Source organism: Ideonella flava (assembly GCF_051857595.1).
Lineage (GTDB): Bacteria > Pseudomonadota > Gammaproteobacteria > Burkholderiales > Burkholderiaceae_C > Ideonella.
This window is the reverse complement of sequence record NZ_JBPZHD010000005.1, coordinates 18,942-43,354: the sequence shown is the minus strand read 5'-3', so window position 1 is coordinate 43,354 and position 24,413 is coordinate 18,942. Positions and strand designations below refer to the sequence as shown.

The window sequence follows — 24,413 nt, the reverse complement described above, 5'->3', positions numbered from 1 at the left end:
ATGACGTCGGAAGGACGTCGCGCACTGCTCGATCGTTCAGCTCACGCTGGATGGCAGGTGCAATCGCCGCGCCCCAGGCGTCCCCAGCGATGCCTTGCATTGCGGGCGGCGACCCAGGCCCAGCGTGCGAGCACCGCAGGCGCCGGCCCGTGGAAGCCGCCGAACAGCAGGCTGGGCGACAGGTTCTGCACCTCATGCCACCAGCCGGCCGGCACATGCAGCACGTCGCCCGGCCCGGTCTCGACCTCGAACAGATCCTCGGCCCGTGCCCCCTGCCCCGCCAGCTGCTCAACGCTGCAGGCCGAGAGCACCGCCCAGGCGTCGTACTTGGTCGACACCAGGCGCAGGCGCTCGACGGTGCCCGGGCGCGCCAGGCGCCAGCGCTTTCGGCCCAGCACCTGCACGGCGATGTTGTCGAGGTAGTCGTGGTGCAGGCCGGTCTTGCCGCCGGCCGGGCCTATCCAGCTGCGCAGCGAAGCCAGGCTGCCGCGCGGCAGCAGTTCCCGGTGGTGCAGGTCGGCCTGCAAGGCCGGTGCGGTGCGCAACAGGTCGAACTCCTTCAGATAGGGCACCTGCGCCACGGCCCCACTGGACTCATCGAGGCCGGCGATGTAGTGGCGCAGCGTGCTGGTGGCGAACCGGGTCGCTCCTTCTTCGCGGTTGCCTTCGACCACCCGCACGGGCGCGTCGGGAACACGGGGCGCCAGGCGGGCAAAGGTCCAGTCGCGAACCGCCGGCCAGTGGGCGGCACGGCCGCGGAAGACGCTCGGCGATGCGCGTCCGGCCAGGGCCGCGCGGCCGGGGAATGCCGTCTCGGCGACGGGCTGCAGGTTCAAGGTCATGGTGCTTGGTCAGTCGAACGCGCGGGCCCGGCGGGCCGCATGCGAGGCGCGCGAATGTACCGCCCTGAATGCGAAGGCCTTGTGTCACCTCGTGCTGGCGCGTCGTCGCCCGCCACTTCGCATCGCTGCGCGTCACGTCGCACCCCTGCATCGGCGCGCGCATGGGCCGGCGGACAGTCGACCGTACCGCAACGCGCGCCTCGATAAGAAGGTGATGGCGCGGTCGGTCGCGTCATCAACTTTCCATCAACGTTGCAAGAGGAGTCATCTCTAATGGGTGCAATCAAGAATGCCTTTAAGTCCATAGCCAAGGGCATAGAAAAGGCCGTCCACGGGGCGGCCCAGTTCGCCAAGGGCATGGCCACGCTGAACCTCAAGGCCGCGGCCCAGGGGCTCAAGGAGATCGCGCATGCGGGCACGGACATCGCCCGCGGCGTCATCAATCTCACCCCGGCGGCGCTAGCGGCCAATACCTTGCTCGACGGAGCGCTCGACAAGGTGCTGAAAAAGGCCTCCAGCGTGGTCGACAAGGTCGCCGACACGATGGTGGACAACGTCGAAGGCGGCCTGTCGAACATCAAGAACGGCCTGGAGAACACCGTCAAGGGCCTGGCCACGGGCGACTTCAGCAAGGTCGCGAGCGGCCTGAAGGACCTGGCGCTCGGGGCGGTGGAGACCGCCTCCAACTTCGGCCCCGGCGGCATCGCGAAGAACGTCGCCCGCATGGCCGTGGACGCGGCCATCGACGTGGCCTCGCAGCAGGCGATGAACGCCGCCGCGAAGGTGCTGGATCCGAACGGCACCTCCAAGCTCGGCGGCATGGCCGTCGACCTGATTGGCGCCGGCATCGCCGGCGGTGCCGGTGCCAGCCGCGCCGGCAAGTTCGCCAACGGCGAAGTCGACACGCTGCGCAAGCGCCCCGGCATGGACGACGGACTCGATGCCTGCGGGCCGAACGGCTTCAAGGCCGGCGCCCGCGACGCCGTCGAGCACGCCGCGCTGGACATGGCCGAGACCATGATCCACCAGGCGGTCGGCGAGCTGATGACGAAGCTGCAGAGCACGCTGGACCCGAACGGCAACTCCAGCGCGGTGGACCACGGCGTCAACTCCCTGTCCAACCTGCTGGACACCGCCGCGTCCGACGCGATCGACCGCCGCCGCCAGCGCGTCAACGATCGCTCGCAGGCGCCTCAAGGTCCAGGACCCGCGAACCAGCCGCAAGGGCCGAACGGCGTCGACCAGACGCACGCTTCGCACCAGAGCCTGCGCGCCGACGTGCGCGATGCCGTGGAGATGGCCGTGATGCAGGCCGTCGAAGCCGCGATCCAGACCGCCGTCATGGCAGCCATCGACAAGGCCATGCAGTCGCTGCCGAATGACCAGAAGGGGGCCTTCGCCGCCCTGGCGCTGATGGCCACCGAGGACGCGCTGCTGAACGCGACCAACCGCGCGACCACCGGCCGGGTCGAGAACCGCATGGACAGCCGCGGCATGGGCGGCGCCGGTGGCGCCCACGGGGCGAACGGCGCGGGTGGCGCGGGTGGGCCCAACGGCGCCAACGGCTCCGGCGGCACGATGCGCGACATCGCGCAGGGCCTGAAGCAGGACATGCGCAATGCCATCGAGTCGGCCGTGCAGATGGCCGTCGAGCTGGCCGTGCAGGCGGTGATGCAGGAAGTGACCGAGCAGGTCATGAAGCAGATCGGCCAGCCCGGCAGCCAGCAGTGCATCGGCCAGCAGGGCAACCCCCTGCACGACGGCCTGCGCGGCGCGCTGGAAAAGACGATCGAGAGCGCCGCGAAGCAGGCCATCGGCGCCACCGTCCAGGCGGTCGCCGACACGGCCGGCCGCGCGCTGGCTGCCGGCCTCGAGCAGGAGCTGGGCAAGCTGCTGCACGCCGGCGGCGGCGTCCAGGGCCACCTCGGCCAGGGCGGCGGCAACGACGTGAACCTGCACATCCACATCCGTGCCTGAGGCCGCCATGACCTACGCCATTCCCCCGATGCCGATGCCGGCGGACAGCTCGGCCGCCGAGACCGAGGACCCGATCGCCGCCCTGGCGACCGCCCTGGTCGATGCGATCCGCGACGACCGGCTGGACGAGGCCGAGACCCTGCTGGAAGAGCTCAACGCCCGCAGCCCCGAGACGCAGGAGTACCTGATCTTCCCGGTGCTGATCGCGATCCAGCGCGGCTACATCAAGGAGGCCCTGCAGTACCTCAACGAGAACCTCGAAGAGGATGCCGCGCCCGAGCTCAAGGCCCTGTGCCTGAACATCCTCGGCGACCCGACCTGGCACATGCATGCCCGGCAAGGGCTCGAGAGCGAGGACGAGCACGTGCGCCTGGCCATGCGCCAGCTGCTGCAGATCGAGCCCGAGGCGGGCTCCGTCCACTGACCGCAGCGAAGGGCCAACCCATGCTCAGGCTCACCGAAGCGGCCGACCTCGGCGTCATGTACGACGCCGACGCCGCCCGCTACGACGAGGCCGGAAGCCCCTGCCTCGAGGTCGTGACCCGGGCCGCCTTCGTCGATTTCTACGAAGGCTGCCCGAGCATCGGCTTCGAGGCGGATGGCCAGGCCATCGGCGGGATCCTGTTCGACGGCGAACAGGCCCACATCGCCGTCCTGCCCAGCCATCACGGGCGCTGGGCCCTGCTGCTCAAGCCGGCACTCGAATGGCTGTTCTCGCTGCAGACGGACATCCTGGTGGAGGTGGAGCGAGACAACACGCGTTGCCTGCGCTTCCTCGACCGCCATGGCTGGCCTCGCGTCGGGCAGACGGAGGACGACATCGTCTACCGGCTCTCGCCGCAAGGCGGGCAGCGCAAGACCGCCTATCCGTTCCTCGGCAAGCGCCGGTTCGCACATCCTTTCCCCGGCCTGCGCCACAGGCCTTCCTAGCCTCCCACTCTCCATCACGCCATGTACGCCCCCACACCGACCCACTTCCCGCCCCGGTTCCCCGGGGTGATGCCTCCCCTTCCGACCACGCCGCGGCGTCCCGGCCGCGGCATCACGCCGCCCTCGCGCGGCAGCCGCACCGGCCTGCAGCTGCGACTGCTGTCGCTGGTCGATCCGCCGGTCCTGGCGGATGAAGGCGACCCGCGCGCTGCGGGCGTCTGGGTGTCGGAGGACATGTCGGTCGCGGGCGGCGCCCACGGCCTGACCACGCGCCATCTCGCGTTGCAGGGCGTGCTGCTGCGCCTGAGCATGCTGGGCGGCCACGAAGGCCTCGCCACCAACCGGGCGCTGCGTACCCTGACCAGCAGCGACCTCACCCACGTTCACGTCAGCAGTTCCGACTTCCAGCACCTGGCGGCTGATTTCACGCCGCTGGGCAGCGACGAGGTCGCGCCCATCAGCGTGGCCTTCATCGACGAGACGCGCGACTGGCTCGTGCTCGACGCCGAGCGCAGCTTCAGCAGCAAGCACCCCGAGCCGACGCCTGCATTGCTGGCCGCCCTGGCCCGCCTGGCCGAGCTGCCCTATCCGGCGCGGCGCTGCCTGACCCAGCCGGGCGAGTCGCCCGAGAGCCTGGAGGCCCTGCGCCCGCTGCTGCTCGACACCGCGCGCAAGCTGATGCGCCGCAGCCTGGGCGAGCCCGGCGTCGGCCTGACCGAGCATGCCGCGGATCTCGCCCGCCAGCTGGGCCCGGTGCCTCTGATCCATTGGCTGCTGTCCGACCTGCCGATGCCGGTGCCCGCCCTGGCCTTCGAGCGCGCCCGCTGAAAACTCTTTCTTGATCCTTCGCTGCCTGCAGGAGTCACGCGTGCCTAACAACCGGATACACCCTCTCGGTTCCTCGTCGGTCGGCTCCGGTCGCATCCATGCGCCCGGAACCGGCCAGACCCAAGGGCCTCGCGGCCCCCAGGGCCCGAATCCCACCCATCCGAAGACCCTGGAGCGCATTGGCCCGCTGGCCGGCCTGATGGGCCGTGGCATGCGGCCGGCGAAGGAGGCCGACACCCGCCGCGCCGAGCTGCCCCGCAGCAGCCGCGAGGCCGGAGGCAGCCGCTCGTGGATGTCGTCGATGAAGCACGCCGCCAACAAGACCGGCCAGGCCATCAGCTACGGCTTCAACCGGGCTGGCGAGGTGGTGCACAAGTTCGGCCAGGCCATGAACGAGCCCCACAGCGAGCCCGCGTGGATGCGCCACATGAGCAGCGAAGAACGGGCGCACTACGACTACTACGGCGAGCTGCCGGCGGAGTCGTCGCATGCCGCGCACTCGTCCTACGTGGCGCCGCCGTGGGAGCAGCCGGCCACGCCGACAAAGCCGTCGTACATAGCGGCGCCATGGGAGCAGCCGGCTTCCCCCTCGCCATCGCGGCCGCAAGAGAAAGTGGAAGTGCGGCACCGCCCCATGACCCCGCAGGAGCAGGTGGCCGAGAACGAGCGGGCCGACTACTACAACGAGAGGCCGCAATCGACGGTCACTGAGTACGTCAGCCGGCCGTCCTCGACCTCGGTGTCGCCCAGCACCTCGCCAGGCCGCACGAACGTCGAGCCGAGTCGCACGAACGTCGCGCAGCCCGAGCCGCAGCGCCCGGCGTCTCGCCCGACCGGCACCGGCCGCGAGGCGCTGCTGGCCAACATCCGCGACACCATTCCCCGCATGGACCTGAACCGGCTCAACCACGCCGAGCCGCGGGAGTTCGTCCGGTTCGCGCTTCACCTTTCCCGTGGCACGCGCTACGAGGAGGGCATGAAGCAACGTGCGGCCGGCGACCCCGCCCTCGGCGGCGAGATGAGGACCCGCTGGATCGCCCTGCAGAACCACCTCAACGGCCTGCGGGCGCAAGGCCACCAGAACGTCCCGAGCGCCGAGTGGCTCTTCCACAACCGGTCGCTGCGCATGATGACCTTCCTGGTGGACGGCAGCGGAGGCGGCAAGCTGGTGGAGCCTACGGCGCCGCGCACTTCGGCCGAGAACCCTCCGTCCGCGGCGCGTCCTTCGCAGGCGCGCCCGAGCCAGCCACAGCACGTCGCCCAGAGCCAGCCTCCGGTCACCAGCACCCCAGCGGCCGCCGCCGGCTCGCCGGCCCATACGCCTGCGAACCGCGCGCTGCGAGGCGAAGTGCTCAGCCAGGTCGAGGCCTTCGTCACCGACAGAAGGCGCAGCGCGCAAACGCGCGAGCGCCCGCTCGCCGCCCTGCAGGCCCTGGACAAGCTGTCCGACCACCTGAGTTCACCCGCCCAATACGGCGAGTTGCTCACGGAGCTGAAGACGCTGTTGCGGACATCGAACAGCGCCCGGCGCAACGACGGCCTGAAGGCCTTCACCGACAAGGTGACGCGCTTCACCGCGAACATCGAAAGGGCCAGGACCGAGCCCCAGCCGCAGATGCAGGCCCCTGCCAGCCCGCCGCCGCGACACACCGCCCGGCCGCAGGCTTCTGAAAGCCCCACCCTGGATTTCGATCACTTCAGGCGGCAGGAGGAGGAAAGGGCCGACTACCACCACCAGCGGCCTGACTACGCGGCTGCGAGAAGCGACTACGAGAACTACCTGCGGGCCCAGACGCAGCCCGCTTCGCCCGAGCCTTCGACCCAGCAGGCCGAAAGACTCTCCAGGTCCGAGAGTCGCTTGGAAACCTCAGCCTCCGTACAAACGCATGACCGGCCGCTCGAGGCCTTCTATCGGGACGAGGAGCAAAGGGCTGCCGACCACAACGAGCGTCCGAACTACGCCGACGCGCGCAGGGCCTATCAGACCCAAGGCCCGAGTTCCCCGCAGCGGACCGAGCCTGCGCCACTGCCCGGCCAGGTCGGCCAGGCGGTCCAGGAGTACCGGAACTGGATGTCGTCCGCGGGATTCGCGCAACGGTTCGGATCGGCCGGCCGGAACCTGATGTCGGACGCCTTGGGCACGCTGGAGCAGCACGGGGCGAAACTGCCGCCCGGCAAGCTTGAATCCTTCGTGCGGGATCTCGGCCGCATCGTGGGCGAGAGCGTGAACAACCCGGTCAGGCTCGGGCAACTGAGAACCTTTGTCGCCGACATCCGCGAAGCCTCTCGCCCGCCTGAAAAGCCGCTGGACCTCAGCCGAGATGACTTCCGGCAACAGGAGCAGGATGCCGCCAGGTACTACTCCGAAGTCGCCTCCGAATCCCGGGCCGAAAGCGCCTACCAGGCCTATCGGCGCAGCCAGTCGAACTGATCGCTTGGCGTGGTATTGGCGTGAAGGCCTTCCTTCGGGGGGCCGAGACGCCAACTTCCCGTTCGGGCTGAGCCTGTCGAAGCCTCGTGCCAGTGGCCCTTCGACAGGCTCAGGGTGAACGGTGAGGAGATGTCGGGTGCGCTTCATTGGCAAGTTAGCCTGAGTCAGTCCGTTCGGGCTGAGCTGCGGTTTCCGCCGGCGGTGAATCCGCCTGCTCCCCGTTCGGGCTGAGCCTGTCGAAGCCTCGTGCCAGTGGGCCCTTCGACAGGCTCAGGGCGAACGGTGGTGGCGTTTGTTCGGGCAGAGCTGCGGTTTCCGCCGGCGCTGAATCCGCCTGCTCCCCGTTCGGGCTGAGCCTGTCGAAGCCTCGTGCCAGTGGGCCCTTCGACAGGCTCAGGGCGAACGGGTGGGGGGGTCGTTGGGACTGAGCTGCGGTTTCCGCCGGCGGTGAATCCGCCTGCTCCCCGTTCGGGCTGAGCTTGTCGAAGCCTCGTGCCAGTGGGCCCTTCGACAGGCTCAGGGCGAACGGTGGTGGCGTTTGTTCGGGCTGAGCTGCGGTTTCCGCCGGCGGTGAATCCGCCTGCTCCCCGTTCGGGCTGAGCCTGTCGAAGCCTCGTGCCAGCGGGCCCTTCGACAGGCTCAGGGCGAACGGTGGTGGGGTTCGTTCGGGCTGAGCTGCGGTTTCCGCCGGCGCTGAATCCGCCTCCTCCCCGTTCGGGCTGAGCCTGTCGAAGCCTCGTGCCAGTGGCCCTTCGACAGGCTCAGGGCGAACGGTGGTGGGGTTTGTTCGGGCTGAGCTGCGGTTTCCGCCGGCGGTGAATCCGCCTGCTCCCCGTTCGGGCTGCGAAGCGATGCATTCGCCTCGTCACTCGTGGCCCTTGTACAAGCGATGGACCTTGCGCACGTACTCTTGCGTCTCGCGGTACGGCGGCACCTGGTAGCCGTGGCGGACCACGGCGCCTTCGCCGGCGTTGTAGGCGGCGAGTGCGAGGTCGGTGCGGCCGAACTGGTCCAGCAGGTCGCGAAGGTAGCGTACCCCCACCTCGACGTTGACGCGCGGGTCGAGCAGCGATTCGGCCGACGGCGCGCCGTAGCGGGCGGCGGTCGCGGGCATGAGTTGCATCAGGCCGATCGCGCCCTTGGACGAGCGTGCGTTGGAGGCGTAGTTCGACTCCACCTGGATCACGGCCTGGACCAGGCGGGCATCCACGCCATGGCGGTCCGCCGAGCTGGCCACCACGTCCCACCAATGGGCCGGTGGTTGCCACGCGGGACTCGCGAGCGGCGCATAGCGCGAAGTGACGACGCGGACGATGGCGTTCGGGGAGGTCAAGGGCACGATCGATCGGCCCGGCCGGTCGTCATCGGCCGGGTCCCGCGGCGGCGCGGACACGGGGCGATCGACCGGGCGGCATTCGCCGACCGCGGCCGGGAATCTCGCCGCCAGGTCCTGCGGCACGGTGCGCCACTGGTCGGTGTTGCCGATGCGGCATTCGAAGGTCGCCGCGGAGGCGGCGCACGGGTTCAACGCCACCCAGGCCAAGGCCAGGGCGAAGCGCGAAGGGCGGCGAGCGGTCACCACAGCCGGAGCAGCGCGAACAAGGGCGCGCGCCGTGTGAGGAATCGTTCGGCGCTGGCGCGCCGGTCTTCGTCGCTGCCTCCGAGCTCGGGCTTCATGGCGCGCGCAAGCGCTTCCGGGCACGCGTCGACGAGGCTGCGGTAGGCCCCGAGTTGCAGGAGCGCCGGTGCGTTGAAGCCCAGTGCCTGTCCGGTCGTGGCGCAGGCCAGGTGCAGCAGCCCGTCACCCCCCTTGCGGGCGATCGCCGCGGCGTTGAAGCGGTGCACGCCGGGCAGCGCCGCCTGCGCGAGCTCCTCGGGCAGTGCCGGCTGGACCAGGCCGACGCCGGACAACAGCATCAGCACGTCCAGCAACTGCCGCGCGCTGCGGCCTTCGAACGGAGCCCGACCCAGCAGGCTGCGAACGCTCACGGGTCCGGCGCACAACGCGTCGAGCAGCGAGGCGACCAGTGCGTCGTCGGCCACCTCCGCCGCGCGGCCGCTCAGTGTTTCGGGCGGGATCTCGGCCCGCGCCTTGGCCAGCGCCCAGCGGCGGTCCAGCAGCCGGCGGTCGCGCTCGGCAGCGGACAGGGGTGCGGCGCCACGGGTGTACAGGTCGCGCCGGAAGGCCTGGTTCAAGTGGACGTCGCGCCAGGTCTCGCGCCAGATCGGATCCGTCTCGGCTTGCAACTGCGCGCGAGCGCCCTCGCTGAGCCAGGCGGCGTCGACGTGATCCTCCAGCATCGCCGCTGCACTGCGGGCGAGGCCGGCGCAACCCATCTCGTCGGCCACCTCGTACACGTACTGCGGCTGCCAGTAGGGATTGAAGTACTCGTGGGCCACGTAGTGCGGGTCGGCCTCGGTCAGCTCGACCACGCGAGCCGCCGCCGAGGGCGAGGATTCGAAGTAGCGCGCGCCGAGATCGCACAGGGTCTGCATGACCGACAGCGCGTCGCGCAGCTGGTCGGCCGGGCTGCGATGCACGCCGGCACGGATCACATGGCGGTGGATCATCTGGCGCAGCGGCATCTTCGCGGCCCAGCCCGGCAGGGTGTTGTGGCTGACATAGACGACGCCGCCCGGCTTGAGCCGGCGCTCGATGAAGTCGAGGATGACCTGGCGCTGGGTCGGGCTGACCCACGAGTACACGCCGTGCATGGCGATGATGTCCATCTGCGGCAGATCGCGCTGCAGCAGTTCGTCGAAGCCGTCCTCGAACACTTCGACATTGGCCAGGCCCGCATCGTCGGCCAGCTGGCGGGCGTAGGCGACGTGCTCGGGATTGAAGTCGTTGCCGTAGAAGCGCATGTGAGGGAAGCACGCGGCATTGGCCAGCAGCGAGACCCCGAAGCCGAAGCCGAGCTCGCAGTAGTTCAGCGGCGCGGCCAGGTCGGGTGGCGTCACCCCCTGGCTCTCCAGGCAGGCCGCGATCATGTTGGGCGAGAGCTCGCGGTAGTAGCCGTGGGTGTAGGCCACGTTTCGGATGGACGGTTCGGTCGGGGTCATGACGATCCTGTGAAAGGGTTGCGGGCGCATTGCATCGCGCGCACGGCGCGGCCGCGGGCGGCTGGTCGAAGTGATGGCGTGAAAGGCGAAGGCGGCGCAGGCAAGGCCCGTCGGGCTTCGTGTTCTGTGCGGCGCTTGCGAGGAGCCTGTGCGGCCGTCGCACGTCGACTTCGCACAGCACCGTGCGGCTTCGCATCCGGCCCTTGCCGGGCGGGTCGCGGCGCCTACGCTGCGTTCCAGATCGAAACACAAACCTGGACCACCGCTTGAACCCCAACGCCACGCCCCATACGCCTCGCCGCGCCGAACTGCGCGTCGCACGGCTCACGCTGGCGATGGCGCTGGCGGGCCTCGCCAGCGCCGACGTCCTCGCCGCCGACGCTGCCGCACCCCTGCGCCTGAGCCAGGACCTCGCCGGCAGCGCGCCGGTGCGCCAGAAGACCGCCATCACCAGCCCTGGCGCGGTGGCCAAGGCCACTGCACCCGTGGCCCAGGCCGCCCGCTCCTCCAGCGCGCTGGACCACGGCCGCTTCGTCTACCGCGCCGAAGGCAAGCGCCTTTCCGACGTGCTGCAGGATTTCGCTGCCAGCCAGGGCGTTCCGGCGGTCGTCGCCGATGGCGTCGAAGGCATGGTCAACGCGAACTTCGACGCCCGGCCGCGCGACTTCCTCGAGGGCATTGCGCGGGCCTACAACCTGCTTTGGTACCACGACGGCACGGCCCTGTACTTCTATCCCGGTCGCGCGGTGCAGAGCCGCCTGTTCCGCCTCAAGGGTTTCCGCCGCGACCAGGTCAACGGCCTGCTGACGTCGCTGCGCCTGGGCGACAAGCGCTATCCCATCCGTTTCGACGAGGCCAACAGCACGCTCTACATCTCCGGCCCGCCGCGACACGTGGAACTGATCAACGCTGCCCTCGATGCACTCGACGCCGGCGTGAGCGAAAGCGCCGAGCGGACCGTCCGCGTGTTCGAGCTGCAGTTCGCCTCTGCCGCGGATCGACAGATGGGCGACGTGCTCATCCCCGGCGTGGCCTCGACCCTGCGCAAGCTCTACACCGAAGAGGACGCGGGCGCCGGCCGGGCCAGCGCGGATGCGATCGACCAGATCAAGGCCAACGTGCGCAAGAAGCAGAGTGCCGCGGTCCCCATGCCGCGCTCGTCGCAGTTCCTGCCGCCCTTGCCTCGCGCCAATGCGAAGGACGGATCCCCGACTTCCGAGCCGAACCAGTCGTACTCCAAGGGCGGAGGCGGTGATGCCGACGACAACCCGCCGCGCTTCGAGGCCGACGAAGGCAACAACGCCGTCATCGTGCAGGGCCGCGCCGACCGCATGGCCGAGTACGAGGCCCTGATCCGCCGGCTGGACCAGAAGCCCCGACTCGTCGAGCTGGAGGCGACCATCATCGAGGTCAACTCCGACAGCGTCGACGCGCTGGGCGTGAACTGGTCGATGCGTGGCTCGGGCGGCTCCGTCTCGCTGACCAGTCCTGCACCAGCCACGCCAGGTGCGGCCAATGCCTTCACCCTCAGCACCCTCGTCTCCGACGCGGGGCGCGAGTTGCTGGCCCGCGTCAATGCCCTGCAAAGCGAGGGCAAGGCGCGAGTACTTTCGAAGCCTTCGGTGCTCGGGGTCGCCAACCGCGCGGCGGTGATGCGTGAGAAGCGCGTCGCCTCCGTCCGAGTGGCGGGCGAGCGCGAGGCCAACCTGTTCCAGGTCGAGGCCGGCACGCTGCTCGAGATGACGCCCCAGGTCATCGATGGCGACTATGGCGAGATCAAGCTGTCGCTCTACATCGAGGACGGTGCGTTCGAGACGCGCCAGATCGATGCGGTGCCGGTCGTCAAGAAAACCGAGATCCGCACCGAAGCCCATGTGCGCGAAGGCGAGAGCCTGCTCATCGGCGGCATCACCGTCGAGACGGAGCAGGTCCAGGACAACAGCGTGCCGGGCCTGTCGAAGATCCCCCTGCTGGGCGGCATCTTCCGCAGCACCGAACGCCAGGTCACGCGCACCGAGCGCCTGTTCCTGATCACGCCGCGCCTCGTGGGTGCGAACTTCCGCCCCGCCACGGGCACCACGACCAGCACCACGCCGGTGGTGGCCAGCTCCGTGCCGGCCCGCAACAGCACGCAATCGCAAGTCCAGGCGCAGGAGCTTCGCAGGCCATGAAGCAGCTTCGCATCCTCACCGGCAAGCACGCCGGAGCCCACGTAAATTTGATTTCAACGCGCTGGGTCATCAGCGCAGACGACGAAGCGGATATCCAGCTCCTCGACTGGACTTCCGAGCCGATGGTGATCGAGGTGGACGACGACGAGATGCTCCGATTCGCGATGCTGCCCCAGGGCGCTGCCGAAGCCGCGGCCGAGGCGTTCGCCCCCCTGGGCGACTTTTCGCCCCGCCGCTTCGGCAACGTGGTGCTCTGTGCCGGCCCGGTCGATGCCGCGTGGCCCGCCGAAGTCGACCTCATCGCCTCGCTGACGGCCCCCGTGGCCGTGGCTGCCAACCAGGTTGTCGCCGCGCCGGAGCCGGCCCGCAAACGCCACTCGCCTTACCTGCTTCCTGCCTTCGTCGGCACCGCGCTCATGACGGCCGCCCTGGGCGCCGCCATGGCCCGCCTCGGCCAAGGCAGCGAGCGCTCCGCCGGCCACCAGGCCGCCGTGATCCTGCCTCTGGAGACGCGCATAGGCCGCGCCCTGGCCGACATGACGATTGACGGCCTGGAAGTGCGCAACGAAGGCGGCAGCGTCATCGTGCGCGGCCTGGTGAAGCAGCCTTCGGATGCCGATGCCCTGCGCCAGCGACTGTCTGCCTTCAAGGGCGAACGCGTGGTGCACGCCTACGCCGCCGTCACCGATGTGGCGCAAAGCATCACCGAGGCCCTGGGCCGTCCCGGCCTGACCGTCACGCACCGCGGCAGCGGCCACTTCGTGGTCAGCGGCTCGGTGGACGATCTGGCCAAGCTGCGCGAAAGCGCCGAGCGCGTCGCGACCGACCTCGCACCCCTGGTGCGCTCGGTGGAAGTCGCCGCCACGCAGTTGCCGCCTTCGGGCCACGCGCCGCTGTCGGCAGCGCTCAGCTCGGACGGACTGCAATACGTGCAGACGCGGGACGGCGTCAAGCACATCTCCGTGACCTCCACCGACCCCGAAGAGGCGGTCGACTCCCTTCCACGCTAACCCGATACGACCATGAACGACTCTCTCGAGCAAACGATCTTCGGCGACCTGGCCAACCTCGAGCAGGCGCTGACCGAGGACCTCAGCGGCGAACGCGCGCGGGCCATGATCGGCTACTTCGGCGAAGTGGCCAAGGAAAGCAGCTCGATGCTGCAGACCTCCCAGGTCGGTGCCGAACGCCAACTCGTCTCGCAGCTGATCGAGGCCTTCTACGCCTCGCAACGCGTGATCCAAAAGGTCTGGGAGTCGCTGCACGGCAGCGCCCTGCCCGCCTGAGCCTCACCCGAGAACGAAGAAAGGTTTTCAGCCATGACAGGCCAACCCTCCTCCAGCCGGCCGTACCCGGTGATCTACCGCAACCTGATGAGCGTCGGCTTGCTGGGCACGGTGTACCGCATGGGTGAAGACGCCCAGATCATCAGCGACGCCGTCGCCCTCACGCTCGACGAGAGCGGCAGCTTCGAGGTCTACCGTGCGGTGGCCCTGGCGATGGCCGGTCAGCTGGACTATGCCCGCGAGACCCTCGGCGCGAAGGTCGAGGACAACCCCGAAGACGACGCCAGCAAGGTGGCACTCGCGATCGCGATGCTCTTCGGCGGCGACCCGGGCTGGAAGCAATGGATAGACAACGTGCTGGCGACCAGCATCGACACCGATGTCCGCCAGGCCGCCCACGGCGTGCTCGGCTACCTCGGCAGGCTGACGCACGCGCACTGACACAAGACATGGCATGCGCGGCCCTGCGCCGGGCATGCCGAACGGATGAAGGTCACGCGGTTGTGGCCTTCGCAACTGAGCGGTGAATCCGCGACTCACTCACTTTGGAGAACTCACCATGGCAGGTCCCGACATCGACACCAAGAAGGCCATCCAGCTGCAAGAGCAGCAAATGGCGAACAACACCGCGCTGACCGCGGCCAACGCCAAGGCGATGGACCAGCAAGCGCAGAACGAATTCCGCAAGTCGATGGCCGAACTCGGCGCGAAGTGCGTGAAGTCCGCTGGCGAAAAGCTCGCCGGCCTGGCTTGATTCCCGCTCTTTTTCCTTCCCTCACCCCCACCCACTAGTCACAGGAGAAATTCATCATGGCAGGTCCCGACATCGACACCAAGAAGGCCATCCAGCTGCAAGAGCAGCAAATGGCCAACAACACCGCGCTGACCGCGGCCAACGCCAAGGCGATGGACCAGCAAGCGCAGAACGAATTCCGCAAGTCGATGGCCGAACTCGGCGCGAAGTGCGTGAAGTCCGCTGGCGAAAAGCTCGCCGGCCTGGCTTGATTCCCGCTCTCTTTCCTTCCCTCACCCCTACCCACTAGTCACAGGAGAAATTCATCATGGCAGGTCCCGATATCGACACCAAGAAGGCCATCCAGCTGCAAGAACAGCAAATGGCCAACAACACCGCGCTGACCGCGGCCAACGCCAAGGCGATGGACCAGCAAGCGCAGAACGAATTCCGCAAGTCGATGGCCGAACTCGGCGCGAAGTGCGTGAAGTCCGCTGGCGAAAAGCTCGCCGGCCTGGCTTGATTCCCGCTCTCTTTCCTTCCCTCACCCCACCCCACTAGTCACAGGAGAAATTCATCATGGCAGGTCCCGATATCGACACCAAGAAGGCCATCCAGCTGCAAGAGCAGCAAATGGCCAACAACACCGCGCTGACCGCGGCCAACGCCAAGGCGATGGACCAGCAAGCGCAGAACGAATTCCGCAAGTCGATGGCCGAACTCGGCGCGAAGTGCGTGAAGTCCGCCGGCGAAAAGCTCGCCGGCCTGGCTTGATTCCCGTCTCTTCTTTTTCTTCTTCCTCACCCACCTACTGACCACAGGAGATATTCATCATGGCAGGTCCCGACATCGACACCAAGAAGGCCATCCAGCTGCAAGAGCAGCAAATGGCGAACAACACCGCGCTGACCGCGGCCAACGCCAAGGCGATGGACCAGCAAGCGCAGAACGAGTTCCGCAAGTCGATGGCCGAACTCGGCGCGAAGTGCGTGAAGTCCGCCGGCGAAAAGCTCGCCGGCCTGGCCTGAGCAAGACGATCGTCAGGTTCTCGCGGCGGGCCTGCCCGCGCGAGAGCCGGCGGTTGCCGACCTCGACTCCACCAGGACCCCCCCATGCGCCAATTCAGCGTTGTCGCCGTGGCGGTCTTGGCGTGCGTGGCCTACGCCATGCAGGCCAAGGCCGGGACTGAGCCCGCCTGCCTCACCGGCGAATTCGCGTCGGCCGGCACGTCGGCCGGCCCGACGTTTATTCAGACCAAGGATACGGAAGCCCCATGAACCCGAAACTCGACCGCAAGGAGTTCGTCGCACGACTGATCGGCCTGGTCAGCAAGGCGATCGACCATGACCTGCCCGACGATGCCGCGTCCATCCTGGCCGGCGTGCGCGTGCTGCGGCCTCGCCTGCTCGAACTCGACATCCTCGAAGGCTGGATCCTGATCAAGAGGGGCGAGTACAAGGAGTGCATCCACCTGATGCGCAACCTCGAGAACAGCCCGACCCAGTGGAGCCTGGCCAAGGCCATGATGGCCAGCTGCCAGCACCACCTCAAGGATTCCGAGTGGGAGGTCAGTGCGAACGACGTCCTGAACGGGGACGATCCCAGCGACGAGGCGCTCGAGATGATCGACAGCCTCAAGAAGAAGAAGGCCCCGACCGGCGACACCCCTGCCGAAGTCGAGACGGCGAGCGAGAAGCCTTTCGCGGGCCAGCCCATTCCTTTCGACATGTCCTTCATGTTCCACATGCGAGCCTGAGCATCATGACCATGCCCATCAGCCCCATCTCAGCGATCGACGTGATGCAAAGCGCGTCGGCCCAGAACGGTCCCGCCCAAGGGATGGCGCAGAAGTTCGCCGCCCTGATGGAGCGTGTGCCTGAAGCCAGCAGCGTCGAAGCCAGCTCGTCCTCGGGCCTCGGCCAGGCGCTGCTGCAGCAGGACGAAGCCATGCGCAAGTCCCTGCAGGACATGCACGCTCTGGCCAAGGCCAACAACATCAACGCCAACGACAACGAGATCACGGCGCGCCAGATCGAGCTCACCTACGAGATCGCCACGGTGCAGTTCCAGTTCAATTCCGGCGTGTACCTGGCGCAGAGCAGCAAGAACGGGTTGCAGACGTTGATGCGCGGTCAATAAGCCCCCACGGCCCCTGCCGGGGCCTGCCCCCCGAGGGGGCTCGCGCAGCGGACCGGCAGAGCCGGATCCGCGCACGCCCTGGAATGGGTGCGGATCGGTGTGTTGAGTGCCCGGACGATCTTTGGAGTGACCGAAATGTTTTTCGAGAAAAGTACATCGTGGTGCCGTTGGATCGTCCTGCTGGCCATGTTCGCGCTGGCGGGGTGCAAGACGGATCTGTTCACCAAGCAGACGGAGAACGACGCCAACGACATGGTGGCGGCGTTGCTGGAGAACGGGTTGCCGGCGGGCAAGTCGACGGGCGATGCGGGCAAGACGTGGAACGTGCAGGTCGACGAGCAGAACGTCGTGCGCGCCATGGCGGTGCTCAAGGGCTACGGCCTGCCGCGCGAGCGGCACGTCACGCTGGGCGAGATGTTCAAGAAGGAGGGCATGATCTCCACGCCCACCGAGGAGCGCGTGCGCTTCATCTACGGTGTGGCGCAGCAGCTGGAGGCCACGCTGTCGCAGATCGACGGCGTCGTCACGGCCCGCGTGCAGATCGTGCTGCCGAACAACGACCCGCTGGCCACCACCATCAAGCCGGCCAGCGCCTCGGTGTTCCTGAAGTACCGCGAGAACGCCAACCTGGCCGGCCTGACCGCGGCGATCAAGAACATGGTCGCGCGCAGCGTCGAGGGCTTGCCCTACGAGAACGTCACCATCACCACGGTCGCCGCGGCACCGGTGGCCCCCGCGCCGCCGCCTGTGGCTTCCTATCTCGCGCTGTGGATCACCCTGCTCGTCCTGCTGCTCGGCCTGGCCGGTGGCGGCGGCTGGATCGCCTGGAAGCGCCCGGCCTGGCTGCCCGCCGGCATCCGCCGCAAGCTGCCCGGCGGCGCCGCCGAGCCCGCACCCGCCCTGCCGGCGGCTGAACCTGCCGGAGCGCCCGTGTGATGCACGCCCCCGGCACGGCAGCCAGGCTCGCGGCACTCGCCGGTGAATTGCAGGCCCGGCTGGAACACCTTCACGGCGATGTCGATCCGAGCTGGCGCACCCCGTTGGGGCTGGCCGGCGAGCCCGCGCCCTGGATGGTCGGCGAAGGCAACGAGCCCGTGCGCAGGCGCATGGCTGCCGGCTTGCTGGACCGTTGCTGCGGCGCGCGCCCTCCCCTGACCGCCCTGGACGACACAGCCGGCCAGCTGGCGCTGATGGACCGGCGCCAACTGCTGGCCCGCCTCGTGGCCCTTGCCCTGCTCGGCCGCCCCGGCGTGCTGCGCTGCTGCATCCACAGGCCGGCCCGGACGGCGCTGCAGGAGCTGCTGGGGCCGGCCTTCGACGTGCTGCGCTCGCGCGGCGGCGGCATGGCCGTGCCGGCCGATGTGGCGGCCTGGGCGCCGCTGGCCTGGGCCTGGGTCGGCTACCGCGAGCTGCTGTCCGCGCACGCCTGGCCGCACCGGGGTGTTCGTCGCCTGGCCCGACTCGGCTTGCCCGCCTCGCGCGGCGACGCGCCGCCGGCCTCCCGTGTGCCCCGTGCCATCTCGCCGGCGGCCCAGCGGCTGGCCGAACTCGACACCCTTTTCAATTCCTCGCAAGGGAGATCCTCATGCTGATCTGGTCCAGCCCCGGCGGAGGCCAGCTGCTGGCCGAGCGCGGCATCGTGCGCGCGCATGAATTCGCCACCGTGACCCAGCTCGACGAGATCCTCGGCGAGGCTCGAGAAGAAGCACAGGCCATCCGCCTGCGCGCCGAGGAGGACGCCGAGCGCCTCTTGGACAACGCGTTGCAGCAGGCCGGCAAGCTGGTCCTCGAAGCCCGCCGGGAGGCTGATGCACTGCGAGAGCAGGCTGAACTCGAGGCGCAGGCGGAGCGAACGCGCGGCTACCAAGAAGGAGGCGTCGAAGCCGCCGCGGAGTGGCACGAGCGCTTCGCCGAACTGCAGGCCCGTCACGACACCTTGCTCGACGGCAATGAGGACCGCCTGGCCGGCATCGTCGCCCTGGCGGTCGAACGCATCGTGCGCTCCGAATCCCGCGATGCGGCCTTCGCGCGTGCCCTGCAGGGCGTGCGCGAGGCTTTGCGTGAAGCCGGCAGTGCCCAGATGTTCGTGCACCCGGACGAAGCCGCGGCCGCCGAGGCGGCACTGGCGGCCGACCGTGGCGCGAACTCTGACGGCCCACGGATACAGGTGCAGGCCGATGCTGCGCTGCGGCCGGGTGCCTGCATTTTCGAATCGCCCCTGGGCCGGCTCGACGCCAGCCTGGACGTCCAGCTTGCCGGCATGCGTGCCGCGCTTCAGCGTGCCACCCGCATGGCGCTGGCGGAGGCCGCCGAGGACTCCGAGGCCGAGGCCGAGGCGGCCGGGCCGGAGGAGGACGCCCAGCACGCCGGCGAGGACGACGAGGAAGCGACCGATGTCTGACCTCGCGCAAGTCACCCGCTGGATGGAGCGCGAGCTCGCCGCGGCGAGCATGGTGCGCCGCACCGGCAAGGTGGTCGAGGTGATCGGCACGCTGATCCGCGTCACCGGCCTGGACGCGCAGCTGGGCGAGCTCTGCCACGTGCTGGACGAGCGCGGTGACCTGCTGCAGGCCGCCGAGGTGGTGGGCTTCTCCAACGGCCAGAGCATCCTCTCGCCCTTCGGCTCCATCCTGGGCGTGCGCGGCGGCTCGGCCGTCGTGGGCCTGGGCGAGGTGCTTTCGGTGCCCGTGGGCAAGAAGCTGCTCGGGCGAGTGATCGACAGCCTCGGCCAGCCCATCGACGGCAAGGGCCCCATCGATTGCGTGGAGCGCCGCCCCGTCTTCGCGCTGCCGCCCACGCCGATGGAGCGCGAGATGATCGAGCACCCGCTGCCGACCGGCGTGAAGGCCATCGACGGCATGATCACGCTCGGTGAAGGCCAGCGCATGGGCATCTTCGCGCCGGCCGGCGTCGGCAAGTCCACCCTGATGGGCATGCTGGCGCGAGGCACCCAGTGCGACATCAGCGTCATCGCGCTGATCGGTGAACGCGGCCGAGAGGTGCGCGAGTTCGTCGAGTTCATCCTCGGCCCCGAGGGCATGGCGCGCTCGGTGGTCATCTGCGCCACCTCCGACCGCTCTTCCAGCGAGCGCGCCAAGGCCGCGCACGTGGCCACGGCGGTGGCCGAGTACTACCGCGACCAGGGCCTGAAGGTGTTGCTGATGATGGACTCGCTGACCCGCTTCGCGCGGGCCCAGCGCGAGATCGGACTGGCGGCCGGCGAGCCGCCGGCGCGTCGCGGCTTCCCGCCCTCGGTCTTCGCCGAGATCCCGCGCCTGCTCGAGCGCGCCGGCATGGGCGCCACGGGTTCGATCACCGCGCTCTACACCGTGCTGTACGAGGACGAGAGCGGCGGCGACCCGATCTCGGAAGAAGTGCGAGGCATCCTGGACGGCCACCTGATCCTGTCGCGCAAGATCGCCGCGCGCAACCAGTACCCCGCCATCGACGTGCTCGGCAGCCTTTCGCGAGTGATGTCTCAGATCGTGCCCAAGGAGCACAGCAAGGCCAACGGCAAGATGCGGCAGCTCATGGCCAAGTACGACGAGATCGAGCCGCTGATGCAGATGGGCGAATACAAGCCCGGCAACGATCCGCTGGCCGACGAGGCGGTGCAGAAGGCCAAGTACATCCGCGAGTACCTCTGCCAGGCCACTTCCGACCTGTGGGATTACGACAGGTCGGTGGAGGCACTGACGCTGGTCGCCGGGGCGTGACATGACGCATGACATGCGCTTCACTCGAAGTGCTGCGCATCGGCCTTCTGGAACAGGGCGTGGCCGACGAGGCCGGCGACCCGGTGGCCCAATGGCTGGAAGAGAACACCGAGATCGAGATCGGCGTGGCGCATTGAGGGTGCTTTCGGTGACTCCCCCTGAGACCATCACCGATCACGACGGGATGTCCCCCTCCTGACCCAGGTGGCGAGGGCCTGAAGCCATGGTCGACGGTGTAGGCGGCAAGCGACCAGCGCCATCGGCGCCGGACGCCGCTGCTCGTGAAGCGCAGCGGCCTCGCACGGGAATGTCGGCAGGCTCGGCGAGCCGCGTGCCGTCGCGGCCCGTCCGGCCCGATGGACTGCCCCCACCAAGGGCCTCCACCGCGAACTCGCTCGCACCACGCCAGGCGTTCGCGCCGCCGCCCTCGCGCGTGCCGCCGCCTGCGCTCGCTCAGGCTTCAAGCCTGGGCGCAAGTTCCTCGCGCGCCACCCCGTCGAAAGCGCAGGAGCTGAAGAAGGCCAGCGGCCGGAACTACCAAAAGTTCGACGCCTCGGCTTTGAAGCTCACGCTGCAGGCCGTCCTGCAATGGAAGACTCGCCCCCCGGCGCCGGGAGGGCGGGACGCCATGGACCACGTCGCACGCACGCTGAACCAGTCGCGGGAGTACATCGCCAGCTGGGTGAATCCCGACGGCAGCCTGTGCAGGAAGATGTACTACGTCGCCCGGCTGGAGGGATTCGAAACCCATCGCGACGAAGTGAAGGGGTTGCTGCAGAAGCTGGGCCATCACGAGGCTGCCGAGGCGCTGCCGGCCGAGGCCCCGCGGGGGCCCGCGCCCAAGCCGGATACCGGTTCGGCCAGTGGCAGCGGCACTCGCCGCAACCACGCCGCCGAGGACGTCCTGAACATCCTCACCGCGGCGCGCGCCGGCAAGGCGGTGCCCGAGATCATGGCCGAGTTCGGCTACACGAAATCGACGGTGAACCGCTGGATCAGCAAGACCAAGTGGGCCGGCGAGAACCTCGCGCAGACGCTGGCGAGGATGGAAGGCTACGAAGCCCACCGTCCGGCGCTGCAGCGCCTGGCCGGTGCCTTCGATCTGCACCAGGGCGATCTGCCCGATCCTGCGGCACAACGCAAACAGCACGTGAGCGCCAAGATCCTGTGCCGTGCGCTGACGGCCCTCGTGGAGCGCCTCGAGCATCCGCGCGCAGACCAGATCAAGGACACCCTCGAGGCGCTCGGGCAAGCTGTCGGCCTCGCGAAGAACACGATCGCCAAGTGGCTGAAGGCCGACGGCTCGCCGCGCATCGCCCTGGCCAGCCTGGCTCGCCTGGCCGACTACGGCGAGCGGCGTGTCGAGCTGCAACGCCTCCTGAAGCGGCTGGGGCATGCCGAGGTCGCCAAGACCCTGCCGGCAGGGGCCGGCTCGTCACGCGCCTACATGACCACTCGCCTGCTCGTGCAGGCCCTGGAGCAGGCCGGCCGCGGCCTGAAGTCGACCCATGCCGTCGCGGCCGCCTTGAACATCAGCGGCAATCTGCTCGGCGGCTTCCTCACGATCAGCGGCGGCAGCGTTCGCCTCGTCGATCCGGGCTGCCTGTCCAGCCTGCCGGACTACCGCTCGGAGCGCGAGGGGCTGTTGCAGGCACTGCGGACGCTGGGGCTGGAGGACGATGCGCGGTCGCTGCCCGCCATCAAGGTGAGCGCCACGGAGTTTCTGCAGGGCTTGCGCGGCAAGGGGCGCGAAGCGGCGGCGGCGATCGCCGAGCTGCAACGCGACCCCCGGCTGTCGCCCGCGGACGCCGCCCGCCGGCACGGCCTGCCGCCCGACGAGTTTGCCGTGGCCGTGCGGCCCGGCGGCCTGGTGCGCGACCGGGCTCGCGTCGAGGAGCGGCTCGAGCGACTGGAGCCACATCTTTCGCAAGGGCTGGACGAGTTGCTGGCGGCGCTTCGCCGCGCGTCCAAGGGTGAAGCGTCCGGCTCGGGCGGCACCTCGTCCTTGATGAAACGGGTGCAGCTGGCGCCCGCCGGCAACGAACCGGCGAAGGTCTTCATCGTCCCTCAAGGCGATACGACCGGAAGCAAGCGTTCGCAGCTGGAGAACCTCTATGTCTCCAACGCCGGACTCGTACGCGGCCCGCGCAGCTACGAGGGCGAGCGGGACCGCCAGGCGCTGCGCTGGCTGTCGACCACACTCAGGCTGCTGGTCCCGGACTCGAGCGAAATCCAATGCTATTTCGACGAGCGCACCGGCTCGATCGCGGTGGCTGCCGGGCGCACGAGCGACCTGCGCAAGATCCAGTCTCTCCTGGCCGGCGGAGACTTCCGCGCGACGGCTCGCGGCGAGCTCAACAAGCTGGTCGATTCCATGTCCGAGCGGGAGTATCGCCACGTGCAGAAGCTCTTCGGTCACCTCAAGGCACGCCGCAAGGGTGAGGACTACGACCCCGCCGCCGACCTGGTCCTCGACGCGATCCTGAAGAACGCCTTCGTCGTGCCCATCGAATCGTTCAGCGCGAATGGCCGCACGTTCGCCCTGCATGCCGAGCGCCGGCTCAACCACTGGTCGAAGCAGACCCACGGCGAGCCGCTGGATCCGGCCCACGTGGCCGGCACCATGCGGCCCTGCGGCACGTGCGCGGAGGACCTGGCGCTGCCCGACGAGGCCCACCGCGGCCCCTTCTGGCTCAGTGCCGCCGCCCAGGCCAACATCGACACCGACGGCGCCGTGCAGAGGCAGATCGATCGCTCCATCGGCACCTCGGTGACCCGCACCCGCGAAAACCGCCTGACGGTGGACGTGGACACCGACAGCGAGTCCGACGCCTGAGCTTTCAATGCGTAGTCGAGCGTGAGCGAGTCGATAGCCCGCCCCTTGGCGGATAGGCGAACGTGCGCCGCTTTGCTCGGCGCTCCGGGGGGCGCTCCGTTCGCGTGACGCCATGAATCCCGCCGACATCTTCCCCACCGGCGGCCTCACGCGCTTCTGCCACACGGTGCCCGGGTTGCGGACAACCGTCGTCGAGATCAATCCTGCCGTCATCGATGCGAATCGCCGCTGGTTCCACCTGCCGGACGACGCGCGGCTGAACGTTGTCCTCGACGACGCCGCTCACTGGGTATCGGATCCGGCCCACGCCGGCACGGCGCAGGTGATCAGCATCGACGTCTACGACCATGAGGCCGCGAAGCCGGTGCTCGACACCGAGCCCTTCTACGCCGCCTGCGAGCGCCGCCAGCGGGGTCCAGACCGGCCACGAGCCGACGTTCATCAGGCGAAGAAACATCTGAAGCTGCTTGCGGTGGTAGGCCTTCGAGGGCTCGGGCAAGTCCTTCGAGGCGTCGATGTGGGCCAGCTGTTGACCTGCAGTGTCCAAAGCGATTTCGCGGCTCGCGGTGACCACTATCTGGGTCGGCGCCGACACCGGGTCATCCACGAAGCAGCCACGCATCGGCCCGAGCTTTTCGAGAGGCCCGACTTCGTCGACGAAGTCGTCGCGCTGCTGGAAGGCTTCTTCCAACGTCCGCCGGCTGGAAGGGTCGCTGCCGCCAAGGCAAAGCCGGCCGCGAGAAGGTCGACGCGCCCGTAACGGATGCCGCATCGCCCGTTCCGCGGCATGCCGCGTTGCGTGCGACGTGCTGTGGGCCCGCAGCGCAATCGGCAGCACCGTGCAGATGAGCCGGGTCGCGGCCTGCAGGCTTTGAAGTGATGCCTCAGGGTGGCTTGGCTTCGCGCTGCAGTCGCCCTCTTCGCGCACCGGCCAGGGCTGGCGCCGCCAGATCGGAATACTCGGGTCACCCCACCACCTCCTCCACCACCCGGAGTTTCGACATGTCCAATGAAATTGGCGGCTTCAACCCTCACACCAGCGGTGTCCATGGCACCGGTGGCACCAACCCCTTCGAGGAAGGCTGGCAACCGCCACAGCCGGAGTACGGCAACAAGATGCATCACACGCCGGAAGGCCTGCAGGGCCGTCCGCCGTCGATGGGCGACATGCCGCCTCGCCAGCAGTTGACGCCCCCGGGCGGCGGCCACCCGTCGATGCCGCCGAGTCCGCCGGTGGACAACGAGACGATGAACGCCATCGCCATGCAGCGGCAGCAGACGGTGAACAACACGGCACTGGCCATGGCCACCGCCGAAGCCCAGACGGCGCAGGGCCTGAACGAGTTCCTGAAGTCGATGGCCGAAATGAAGGCCAAGGCCATCAAGAGCGCTGGCGAGAAGCTGGCGGGCCTGGCTTAACGCTCCGGCAAACCCACGTCGAGACTCCCGGCCGCCTTGCGC

The 24,413-nt window shown here is 68.9% G+C and carries 28 protein-coding genes; 25 read left to right on the top strand and 3 right to left on the bottom strand.

What is annotated here, in order from left to right; genetic code table 11:
• Positions 1-41: 41 nt before the first annotated feature.
• On the bottom strand, positions 42-842 hold the full coding sequence (locus ACS5PM_RS11770) for a cupin-like domain-containing protein (protein WP_439387817.1): 801 nt from the start codon (positions 840-842) through the stop codon (positions 42-44).
• Positions 843-1,115: 273 nt separating this feature from the next.
• Here ACS5PM_RS11770 and ACS5PM_RS11765 point away from each other — a divergent pair, with 273 nt between their 5' ends.
• The 5 genes from ACS5PM_RS11765 to ACS5PM_RS11745 are packed head-to-tail and all read left to right on the top strand — an operon-like array spanning position 1,116 to position 7,008.
• Positions 1,116-2,819 (top strand): hypothetical protein, encoded by a 1,704-nt coding sequence (locus ACS5PM_RS11765; RefSeq protein WP_439387816.1) that lies wholly within the window; start codon positions 1,116-1,118, stop codon positions 2,817-2,819.
• Between the two features lie 7 nt (positions 2,820-2,826).
• Positions 2,827-3,243, top strand: a complete 417-nt coding sequence (locus tag ACS5PM_RS11760; protein WP_439387815.1) for an HrpB1 family type III secretion system apparatus protein — start codon at positions 2,827-2,829, stop codon at positions 3,241-3,243.
• A gap of 20 nt (positions 3,244-3,263) precedes the next feature.
• Entirely contained in the window at positions 3,264-3,749 is a 486-nt protein-coding gene (locus ACS5PM_RS11755) for a GNAT family N-acetyltransferase (protein ID WP_439387814.1), read from the top strand.
• Positions 3,750-3,770: 21 nt separating this feature from the next.
• Positions 3,771-4,577 (top strand): hypothetical protein, encoded by an 807-nt coding sequence (locus ACS5PM_RS11750; RefSeq protein WP_439387813.1) that lies wholly within the window; start codon positions 3,771-3,773, stop codon positions 4,575-4,577.
• Between the two features lie 40 nt (positions 4,578-4,617).
• Complete coding sequence (locus tag ACS5PM_RS11745) at positions 4,618-7,008, top strand: hypothetical protein (RefSeq protein WP_439387812.1); 2,391 nt, start codon at positions 4,618-4,620, stop codon at positions 7,006-7,008.
• A gap of 865 nt (positions 7,009-7,873) precedes the next feature.
• On the opposite strand, the gene ACS5PM_RS11740 is transcribed toward ACS5PM_RS11745, so the two are convergent.
• Together ACS5PM_RS11740 and ACS5PM_RS11735 are read right to left on the bottom strand one after the other, a co-directional pair.
• Positions 7,874-8,587, bottom strand: coding sequence for a lytic transglycosylase domain-containing protein (locus tag ACS5PM_RS11740; protein WP_439387811.1), 714 nt, complete (start codon positions 8,585-8,587; stop codon positions 7,874-7,876).
• Positions 8,584-10,071, bottom strand: a complete 1,488-nt coding sequence (locus ACS5PM_RS11735) for a class I SAM-dependent methyltransferase (RefSeq protein ID WP_439387810.1) — start codon at positions 10,069-10,071, stop codon at positions 8,584-8,586. The genes ACS5PM_RS11740 and ACS5PM_RS11735 overlap by 4 nt, the downstream gene beginning before the upstream one ends.
• Before the next feature lie 266 nt (positions 10,072-10,337).
• Between ACS5PM_RS11735 and sctC the strand changes: the two genes are divergently transcribed.
• From sctC to ACS5PM_RS11635, 20 genes are all read left to right on the top strand, one after another.
• Complete coding sequence (gene sctC, locus ACS5PM_RS11730) at positions 10,338-12,242, top strand: type III secretion system outer membrane ring subunit SctC (protein ID WP_439387809.1); 1,905 nt, start codon at positions 10,338-10,340, stop codon at positions 12,240-12,242.
• On the top strand, positions 12,239-13,252 hold the full coding sequence (gene hrpD5 / locus ACS5PM_RS11725) for an HrpD5 family protein (protein ID WP_439387808.1): 1,014 nt from the start codon (positions 12,239-12,241) through the stop codon (positions 13,250-13,252). The genes sctC and hrpD5 overlap by 4 nt, the downstream gene beginning before the upstream one ends.
• 12 nt (positions 13,253-13,264) lie before the next feature.
• Positions 13,265-13,528: a hypothetical protein gene (locus ACS5PM_RS11720; RefSeq protein ID WP_439387807.1), complete on the top strand. Its 264-nt coding sequence runs from the start codon at positions 13,265-13,267 to the stop codon at positions 13,526-13,528.
• Between the two features lie 33 nt (positions 13,529-13,561).
• Positions 13,562-13,969, top strand: coding sequence for a hypothetical protein (locus tag ACS5PM_RS11715; RefSeq protein ID WP_439387806.1), 408 nt, complete (start codon positions 13,562-13,564; stop codon positions 13,967-13,969).
• A 118-nt stretch (positions 13,970-14,087) separates the two neighbouring features.
• Positions 14,088-14,282, top strand: coding sequence for a hypothetical protein (locus ACS5PM_RS11710; RefSeq protein WP_439387805.1), 195 nt, complete (start codon positions 14,088-14,090; stop codon positions 14,280-14,282).
• A 56-nt stretch (positions 14,283-14,338) separates the two neighbouring features.
• On the top strand, positions 14,339-14,533 hold the full coding sequence (locus tag ACS5PM_RS11705; RefSeq protein WP_439387805.1) for a hypothetical protein: 195 nt from the start codon (positions 14,339-14,341) through the stop codon (positions 14,531-14,533).
• 56 nt (positions 14,534-14,589) lie between these two features.
• Positions 14,590-14,784: a hypothetical protein gene (locus tag ACS5PM_RS11700; RefSeq protein ID WP_439387805.1), complete on the top strand. Its 195-nt coding sequence runs from the start codon at positions 14,590-14,592 to the stop codon at positions 14,782-14,784.
• 56 nt (positions 14,785-14,840) lie between these two features.
• The gene (locus ACS5PM_RS11695) at positions 14,841-15,035 is read left to right on the top strand and encodes a hypothetical protein (protein ID WP_439387805.1); all 195 of its coding nucleotides are present in this window, start codon (positions 14,841-14,843) and stop codon (positions 15,033-15,035) included.
• Positions 15,036-15,094: 59 nt separating this feature from the next.
• Entirely contained in the window at positions 15,095-15,289 is a 195-nt protein-coding gene (locus tag ACS5PM_RS11690) for a hypothetical protein (RefSeq protein WP_439387805.1), read from the top strand.
• 84 nt (positions 15,290-15,373) lie between these two features.
• Positions 15,374-15,538 (top strand): hypothetical protein, encoded by a 165-nt coding sequence (locus ACS5PM_RS11685; RefSeq protein ID WP_439387804.1) that lies wholly within the window; start codon positions 15,374-15,376, stop codon positions 15,536-15,538.
• Positions 15,535-16,017 (top strand): HrpB1 family type III secretion system apparatus protein, encoded by a 483-nt coding sequence (locus ACS5PM_RS11680; RefSeq protein WP_439387803.1) that lies wholly within the window; start codon positions 15,535-15,537, stop codon positions 16,015-16,017. Before ACS5PM_RS11685 ends, ACS5PM_RS11680 begins: the two co-directional genes overlap by 4 nt.
• A gap of 11 nt (positions 16,018-16,028) precedes the next feature.
• Positions 16,029-16,400: a type III secretion protein gene (locus tag ACS5PM_RS11675; protein WP_439387802.1), complete on the top strand. Its 372-nt coding sequence runs from the start codon at positions 16,029-16,031 to the stop codon at positions 16,398-16,400.
• 135 nt (positions 16,401-16,535) lie between these two features.
• A complete protein-coding gene (sctJ, locus tag ACS5PM_RS11670) occupies positions 16,536-17,336 on the top strand; it encodes a type III secretion system inner membrane ring lipoprotein SctJ (RefSeq protein ID WP_439388201.1) in 801 nt (266 codons plus the stop codon).
• Positions 17,336-17,992 (top strand): type III secretion protein HrpB4, encoded by a 657-nt coding sequence (locus tag ACS5PM_RS11665; RefSeq protein WP_439387801.1) that lies wholly within the window; start codon positions 17,336-17,338, stop codon positions 17,990-17,992. Before sctJ ends, ACS5PM_RS11665 begins: the two co-directional genes overlap by 1 nt.
• Complete coding sequence (gene sctL, locus ACS5PM_RS11660) at positions 17,986-18,801, top strand: type III secretion system stator protein SctL (RefSeq protein ID WP_439387800.1); 816 nt, start codon at positions 17,986-17,988, stop codon at positions 18,799-18,801. The genes ACS5PM_RS11665 and sctL overlap by 7 nt, the downstream gene beginning before the upstream one ends.
• A complete protein-coding gene (sctN, locus tag ACS5PM_RS11655; protein ID WP_439387799.1) occupies positions 18,794-20,116 on the top strand; it encodes a type III secretion system ATPase SctN in 1,323 nt (440 codons plus the stop codon). The genes sctL and sctN overlap by 8 nt, the downstream gene beginning before the upstream one ends.
• A gap of 8 nt (positions 20,117-20,124) precedes the next feature.
• The gene (locus ACS5PM_RS11650) at positions 20,125-20,253 is read left to right on the top strand and encodes a hypothetical protein (RefSeq protein WP_439387798.1); all 129 of its coding nucleotides are present in this window, start codon (positions 20,125-20,127) and stop codon (positions 20,251-20,253) included.
• 491 nt (positions 20,254-20,744) lie between these two features.
• A complete protein-coding gene (locus tag ACS5PM_RS11645; RefSeq protein WP_439387797.1) occupies positions 20,745-22,952 on the top strand; it encodes a hypothetical protein in 2,208 nt (735 codons plus the stop codon).
• 112 nt (positions 22,953-23,064) lie between these two features.
• A complete protein-coding gene (locus ACS5PM_RS11640; protein ID WP_439387796.1) occupies positions 23,065-23,712 on the top strand; it encodes a spermidine synthase in 648 nt (215 codons plus the stop codon).
• Positions 23,713-23,954: 242 nt separating this feature from the next.
• Positions 23,955-24,371 carry a hypothetical protein gene (locus ACS5PM_RS11635; RefSeq protein ID WP_439387795.1) on the top strand — a complete coding sequence of 139 codons (417 nt, stop codon included), beginning with the start codon at positions 23,955-23,957 and terminating at the stop codon, positions 24,369-24,371.
• Positions 24,372-24,413: the final 42 nt, after the last annotated feature.

Bases quoted from the DNA above. Each gene is read 5' to 3' on its own strand.
- ACS5PM_RS11770 (WP_439387817.1), bottom strand. From the start codon at position 842: ATGACCTTGAACCTGCAGCCCGTCGCCGAGACGGCATTCCCCGGCCGC.
- ACS5PM_RS11765 (WP_439387816.1), top strand. From the start codon at position 1,116: ATGGGTGCAATCAAGAATGCCTTTAAGTCCATAGCCAAGGGCATAGAA.
- ACS5PM_RS11760 (WP_439387815.1), top strand. From the start codon at position 2,827: ATGACCTACGCCATTCCCCCGATGCCGATGCCGGCGGACAGCTCGGCC.
- ACS5PM_RS11755 (WP_439387814.1), top strand. From the start codon at position 3,264: ATGCTCAGGCTCACCGAAGCGGCCGACCTCGGCGTCATGTACGACGCC.
- ACS5PM_RS11750 (WP_439387813.1), top strand. From the start codon at position 3,771: ATGTACGCCCCCACACCGACCCACTTCCCGCCCCGGTTCCCCGGGGTG.
- ACS5PM_RS11735 (WP_439387810.1), bottom strand. From the start codon at position 10,071: ATGACCCCGACCGAACCGTCCATCCGAAACGTGGCCTACACCCACGGC.
- hrpD5 (WP_439387808.1), top strand. From the start codon at position 12,239: ATGAAGCAGCTTCGCATCCTCACCGGCAAGCACGCCGGAGCCCACGTA.
- ACS5PM_RS11720 (WP_439387807.1), top strand. From the start codon at position 13,265: ATGAACGACTCTCTCGAGCAAACGATCTTCGGCGACCTGGCCAACCTC.
- ACS5PM_RS11715 (WP_439387806.1), top strand. From the start codon at position 13,562: ATGACAGGCCAACCCTCCTCCAGCCGGCCGTACCCGGTGATCTACCGC.
- ACS5PM_RS11710 (WP_439387805.1), top strand. From the start codon at position 14,088: ATGGCAGGTCCCGACATCGACACCAAGAAGGCCATCCAGCTGCAAGAG.
- ACS5PM_RS11705 (WP_439387805.1), top strand. From the start codon at position 14,339: ATGGCAGGTCCCGACATCGACACCAAGAAGGCCATCCAGCTGCAAGAG.
- ACS5PM_RS11700 (WP_439387805.1), top strand. From the start codon at position 14,590: ATGGCAGGTCCCGATATCGACACCAAGAAGGCCATCCAGCTGCAAGAA.
- ACS5PM_RS11695 (WP_439387805.1), top strand. From the start codon at position 14,841: ATGGCAGGTCCCGATATCGACACCAAGAAGGCCATCCAGCTGCAAGAG.
- ACS5PM_RS11690 (WP_439387805.1), top strand. From the start codon at position 15,095: ATGGCAGGTCCCGACATCGACACCAAGAAGGCCATCCAGCTGCAAGAG.
- ACS5PM_RS11685 (WP_439387804.1), top strand. From the start codon at position 15,374: ATGCGCCAATTCAGCGTTGTCGCCGTGGCGGTCTTGGCGTGCGTGGCC.
- ACS5PM_RS11680 (WP_439387803.1), top strand. From the start codon at position 15,535: ATGAACCCGAAACTCGACCGCAAGGAGTTCGTCGCACGACTGATCGGC.
- ACS5PM_RS11675 (WP_439387802.1), top strand. From the start codon at position 16,029: ATGCCCATCAGCCCCATCTCAGCGATCGACGTGATGCAAAGCGCGTCG.
- sctJ (WP_439388201.1), top strand. From the start codon at position 16,536: ATGTTTTTCGAGAAAAGTACATCGTGGTGCCGTTGGATCGTCCTGCTG.
- ACS5PM_RS11665 (WP_439387801.1), top strand. From the start codon at position 17,336: ATGCACGCCCCCGGCACGGCAGCCAGGCTCGCGGCACTCGCCGGTGAA.
- sctL (WP_439387800.1), top strand. From the start codon at position 17,986: ATGCTGATCTGGTCCAGCCCCGGCGGAGGCCAGCTGCTGGCCGAGCGC.
- sctN (WP_439387799.1), top strand. From the start codon at position 18,794: ATGTCTGACCTCGCGCAAGTCACCCGCTGGATGGAGCGCGAGCTCGCC.
- ACS5PM_RS11650 (WP_439387798.1), top strand. From the start codon at position 20,125: ATGACATGCGCTTCACTCGAAGTGCTGCGCATCGGCCTTCTGGAACAG.
- ACS5PM_RS11645 (WP_439387797.1), top strand. From the start codon at position 20,745: ATGGACCACGTCGCACGCACGCTGAACCAGTCGCGGGAGTACATCGCC.
- ACS5PM_RS11640 (WP_439387796.1), top strand. From the start codon at position 23,065: ATGAATCCCGCCGACATCTTCCCCACCGGCGGCCTCACGCGCTTCTGC.
- ACS5PM_RS11635 (WP_439387795.1), top strand. From the start codon at position 23,955: ATGTCCAATGAAATTGGCGGCTTCAACCCTCACACCAGCGGTGTCCAT.